4 protein-coding genes are annotated in these 4,978 nt (G+C 32.1%); 2 read left to right on the top strand and 2 right to left on the bottom strand.

Translation table 11 applies throughout. The annotated features are described in order from the left end of the window. Nucleotides 1-108 precede the first annotated feature (108 nt). Together NH26_RS25575 and NH26_RS24800 are read left to right on the top strand one after the other, a co-directional pair. Nucleotides 109-246 carry a hypothetical protein gene (locus tag NH26_RS25575; RefSeq protein ID WP_158022040.1) on the top strand — a complete coding sequence of 46 codons (138 nt, stop codon included), beginning with the start codon at nucleotides 109-111 and terminating at the stop codon, nucleotides 244-246. Nucleotide 247: 1 nt separating this feature from the next. Then, on the top strand, nucleotides 248-1,246 hold the full coding sequence (locus NH26_RS24800) for a hypothetical protein (protein ID WP_044228073.1): 999 nt from the start codon (nucleotides 248-250) through the stop codon (nucleotides 1,244-1,246). Between the two features lie 369 nt (nucleotides 1,247-1,615). On the opposite strand, the gene NH26_RS24805 is transcribed toward NH26_RS24800, so the two are convergent. Both NH26_RS24805 and NH26_RS24810 read right to left on the bottom strand, forming a co-directional pair. Beyond that, complete coding sequence (locus NH26_RS24805) at nucleotides 1,616-3,127, bottom strand: aminotransferase class V-fold PLP-dependent enzyme (RefSeq protein WP_044228076.1); 1,512 nt, start codon at nucleotides 3,125-3,127, stop codon at nucleotides 1,616-1,618. A 705-nt stretch (nucleotides 3,128-3,832) separates the two neighbouring features. Further along, nucleotides 3,833-4,660: an alpha/beta hydrolase gene (locus NH26_RS24810; protein ID WP_044228079.1), complete on the bottom strand. Its 828-nt coding sequence runs from the start codon at nucleotides 4,658-4,660 to the stop codon at nucleotides 3,833-3,835. Nucleotides 4,661-4,978: the final 318 nt, after the last annotated feature.

A 4,978-nucleotide genomic window follows, 5' to 3' on the forward strand; every position in this document is an offset into this window, starting at 1 on the left:
ATAAGTCACAGACTTATACAATTGTAAAGTTCTAAGTAACGCCTACGGCTTGATACTTAGAACAGTGGTGATTTTTGTAATTTACCAATTGAGTTAGTAAATGCTTTGATGGAAGAAAATAAAGGACTTAGTGATCCTCTTTACGGTTGGGGTTTGGAATGGAGAGCAGGAAATGTAGATGCTATGCATTTTGAGGTTCGGAAAAAATATATTAAAAATTATATAGATAAAGAAAGAGAAGAATAATATGAAATCAATTTTTGTGATTTTTATTAGTATTGTACCATTTTTTGTTTATGCACAACAAAAAACGGCTTTAGACTCTTTATTAGAGAAATATACTCTACAAGAAATTAAAGAAATGTCTCCACTTGAAATGGATTTTGAGCTTGAAAAGCTAAGGGGTTTAATGAGACAAGAACAAATAATTAATATAAATAAATATAATGTCACAAAGCTAGATCCTTTTGATACACTTGGTATTGAAAAAGCTTTAAAAAAGGAAGTATTGAAAATCAATAGTCAGATTTTTTCCTATCGAAAAGAAGTCTATCCCAATTGTTATATTGATGTATTTAGGAGTTTTGGAATACCAAATGTTGATTTTTATTCTGACCCTTTAAAAAGAACATTAGAAGATGATGATATATTAACTTATAATGATGGAATGTATGACAGGTATTTAATAGGTGATATCAATGCAGTGGTGAATCAAAGTCGAAGAGAGTATTATTTTGATTCATCAGGACAACTTAAATTAATTGAAATATTTTACGGGAGAAATTTGAATAATGGAAAGTTACAAGAACAAGACTTAGGAGTGGATTATGTTCACCGTAAATTATATGTAAACAATAATGAATTAATATATGTTTTAGACTCCTCCTCTTTTAATGCCTATAAAGAAACTGAACATATGTCGATAGAAACAGTTTCAGAAGATGAAATTTATCAAGTGTCATCGTCAGAAACCTATTATTATAAACAAAACCCAATTATTGAGGAATGTAAGACAGTTTATGATATCCGGTTTATGACGTTTTATCATTTAGATACAGCTTCAACTGAAACAGTTTGTCATTATTTTGATAGCGAAAGAACTGAAATGGATTTTAGGAATTATATGATAGAATATAAAGAAAGATTCGACGAAAAATATCTCCATCCGGTTGATAGTTCTGGTTTTCAACCTTATCAAGTATTTTTTGGTGATACTGTATCTATTGATTTAATAAAGGAAGAATAATAGGTAACTCATACTAGAGTGTAAACTTAATAATCTATCAAATTCTTACTTCATATATCCCTAGCTTCACTCTTCAATAACAGTGGAGCTAGGAATACACCAAAACACCTACAAACCCTCCACAATTTTTCACACTTCTTCAATTATCAAACCTATTAATGAAGCGACTTGCTCAATACTTCCCCCTGTTCTAAGACTATAACAAAAGGGTAGTTCTCAGTGACGCCTTTCGGCTTGACACTAAAAACAGTGATGTTTATTTTCAATTCTCACTGTTTGAAATGTTAAGCGATAGCGTCATTTCGAACTTGGATATTGTTATAGTCTGTGACTTATAACAATGTTTTATAAAATGACTTTTACCCCAATCTATTTATTTCCAATTGCGAGTTCATTTTTCACTGCAAATGTTTTTGTAAAACAGTCTTCAACTTTTTGATGCAAAGCTTTTTCGGATGTAGAAGAATGATGTTTTACTGTTCCAGTAGTATATTCAATATGATAATCTTTAGCCCAATCTTGATGTTTTGAAGCAAGTTCTTTCACGGCCATCATCATAAATCGGATCTCATCATCCGTATGGGTAGGATGGATAGATAGTCGGATCCAACCAGGTTTTTGGGAATGATCTTCTGAGTCAATGAGGTCTGTGATTTTTCTGGAGTCTTCACGAGAAACATTTAAGAGATAATGACCATAAGTACCCGCACAAGAACACCCACCTCTTGTTTGTATACCAAACCGATCATTCAACATTTTTACACCCAAATTATGATGGAGCTGATCAATGTAAAATGAGATGATGCCTAGTCTATTTCTATGTTCACAGTCAAGTATGTGTAAGTTGGGAAGAGGGGACAATTCTTTCCAGATATATTTTAGAATTTCATCTTCTCGAAGTTTCATATTTACGACACCCATTTCTTCTTTTAATTGCAGGCACATCGCCACTTTTATAGTTTGAAGAAAAGGGGGAGTTCCACCATCTTCCCTGATTTCGATAGGTTCAAAATATTGATGTTCGCCCCAAGGGTTCGTCCAAGTGACCGTTCCTCCACCAACATTATCAGGAATAGTGTTTTTATAAAGTTTTTTATTGAATACAAGAATTCCAGTAGTACCCGGGCCTCCCAAGAATTTATGAGGTGAAAAAGTGATAGCATCCAGATAACGACCAGAATGATCATCTTCATGCATATCGATAGTAACGTAGGGTGCAGAACATGCAAAATCTACAAAACAAAGCCCTTTATAAAAATGCATTAATTCTGCAATCTCCATATAAGGTGTTATGATTCCAGTCACATTGGAACAAGCGGTAATTGCTGCTATTTTTCTTGTTCTGTGAGGGTACTTTTTCAAGATATTCTCAAAATTTTTCACAGAGACCAGTCCTCTGCCGTCTGGAGGTACAATAATAACATCCGCAATGGTTTCTGACCATGAAGTTTGGTTAGAATGATGTTCCATATGTGTAATCAACACTAAGGGACGTTCTTCTTCTGGTATATTCACATTGTTTTTAAAGGATTCATGGATCTTTAATCCTAGAATTCTCTGGAATTTATTTATGACACCGGTCATTCCCGCATTAGAAGAAATAAGAATATCTGAATCATTTGCAGCCACATGTTGTTTGATGATATTTCTTGCTTTTTGATAAGCAAAAGTCATTGTAGAACTTGTGTAGTTTGTGTCAGTATGCGTGTTGGCAACAAAAGGTGATAGTTCTTTTAATATTCTTTCTTCGATAGGATGATACATTCTTCCACTAGCAGTCCAGTCAGCATAAATCAAAGGTATAGCTTGGTGATAAGGTGTTTGAACTTCTTCATTAATCCCAATAATTCCTTTTCGGAAGTTTAAAAAAAAATGTTCCATAAATAGTGTTAACCCAATAGTATAGTAAATGGATGATCAGAATAACTTAGCGTTGGGTTTTGTTGTATGTTTGAAAATAGCAAGAGACGAACGAACTTAACGGTAAAAATATACTATCAGTACAATTCCTTCGAAATAGAAAAGTTTCTTCCTTTTCATATCTTATGTTATAAAGGTATGAAAAGGAAGAAAGAGATGGAACTTTTATTTCATCTTTGTAAGGTTTTGTCACTTCTCCTCGCTTTTTAAAATATCAATCTACCTTATATTTTAAAAAGCATACTTCAAAGACCATAAAAAAAACTTTGAAGAAAATAGAGAAGAAAGTAGAAAAGAGTGGATGCTTTGGATGTTTCAAAGAGTAGGTCAAAAAATAGCAACAACAAGAAATATCAGTTTTTGCAACAACATAATCAACCTGTCATATTAAACACTCCTGAAAAACGATCACAACGGTTAGGTTACATTCATGACAACCCTATAAAGGCCGGAGTTGTTCAAGACGCAAAAGACTATCTCTATTGTAGTGCTTCCAATTATCATTGGGGTGAAATATAATTTGTTGGAAGTAGAAATGATATAATGGTAAGTGTGTTGTGATAAGTCACAGATTTATACAATTGTAAGGTTCTAAGTAACGCCTACGGCTTGATACTTAGAACAGTGGTGGTTTTTTTACTCATTCTTTCCAATGAAAAAAAATCACTATTGTATTTTATTTTCCTTTTTATTTACATATATCAAGCCATCCAATAATGATCTTAATCCATTTGTTGCATGACTTTCTTGAGCGTTAACCTGAAATTTGTAATTAGGATTATGCTTCATTAGTTCATTTAATTTCGCATATGATTTTAAAGAGTAATCCCATCCATTTGTACCTAACGTAAGATAGATTTTATTTAACTTCTCTTCTGTTGGTATATGATTTAGAAGATAATAATTATCCCATAAAATAGCTGGACTTGCTATAATGTAGTTATCAAAAACTTCCTCACCTGAAGTATAAAAGGATAAAGCTCCCAAGCCACCATTCGAATGTCCAAAAATTGTTTTAGAGTTAAATTCCACATCATATTGCTTTTCCAATGAAGGGAATAGTTCATCTTTTATGGCTTTTTCATAAGTTGTAAATTGCCCAGAATTTGCATATAATACACTATCCTTAGGATCCTTACCTGTATATGTAGATGTGGAAGGTGTGTAATATTTCCATCTTGAAGCTACTGTACTAGGTAACGCAACAATCATTGTTAAAGGTGCTTTATCTGACCATTCATAAATTTCTAATATGTCAGAAGAGATCTTAAAATATTCATCTCCATCTAGTAAAACGAGAAGTGAAATAGAGTCCATTTTAGGATTAGCCTTTTCAAACTTTTCAGGAGTTCTTATCCAACATTCCATACTATCATTCATAATTTCTGAATACACCATTAATTTTTTACCGAATTTCAGGTATTCTAAATTGTTTTGAGCATAACAGTTAACTCCAAAAAAGAATGTGATTATTAGTAATAGAGAAGTTTTCATTTTTTTGTTTGTTTAATATTTGAGTTTACAATACCCTCTAATTTTCGTAGTATAATGTCTTCAGACATCAACACCTACAACTCCTAAAAAATCACTAGTAAAGATTAAAAGGTTTTAGTTCATTTTCAGTCTGCTGTTAGATTTTTAAATTTATATAATCTTTGTTAATGTATCAAGCGATTTTCAGCGTAAAATTACCCACTGTTCTAAGTATCAAGCCGCTAGGCGTTACTTAGAACTTTATTATTGTATAAGTCTGTGACTTATACCCCCTTTCTACTCCCACAAATTATCATTAACTTTAAAAAACTAATTAAA

The organism is Flammeovirga pacifica (assembly GCF_000807855.2).
Lineage (GTDB): Bacteria > Bacteroidota > Bacteroidia > Cytophagales > Flammeovirgaceae > Flammeovirga > Flammeovirga pacifica.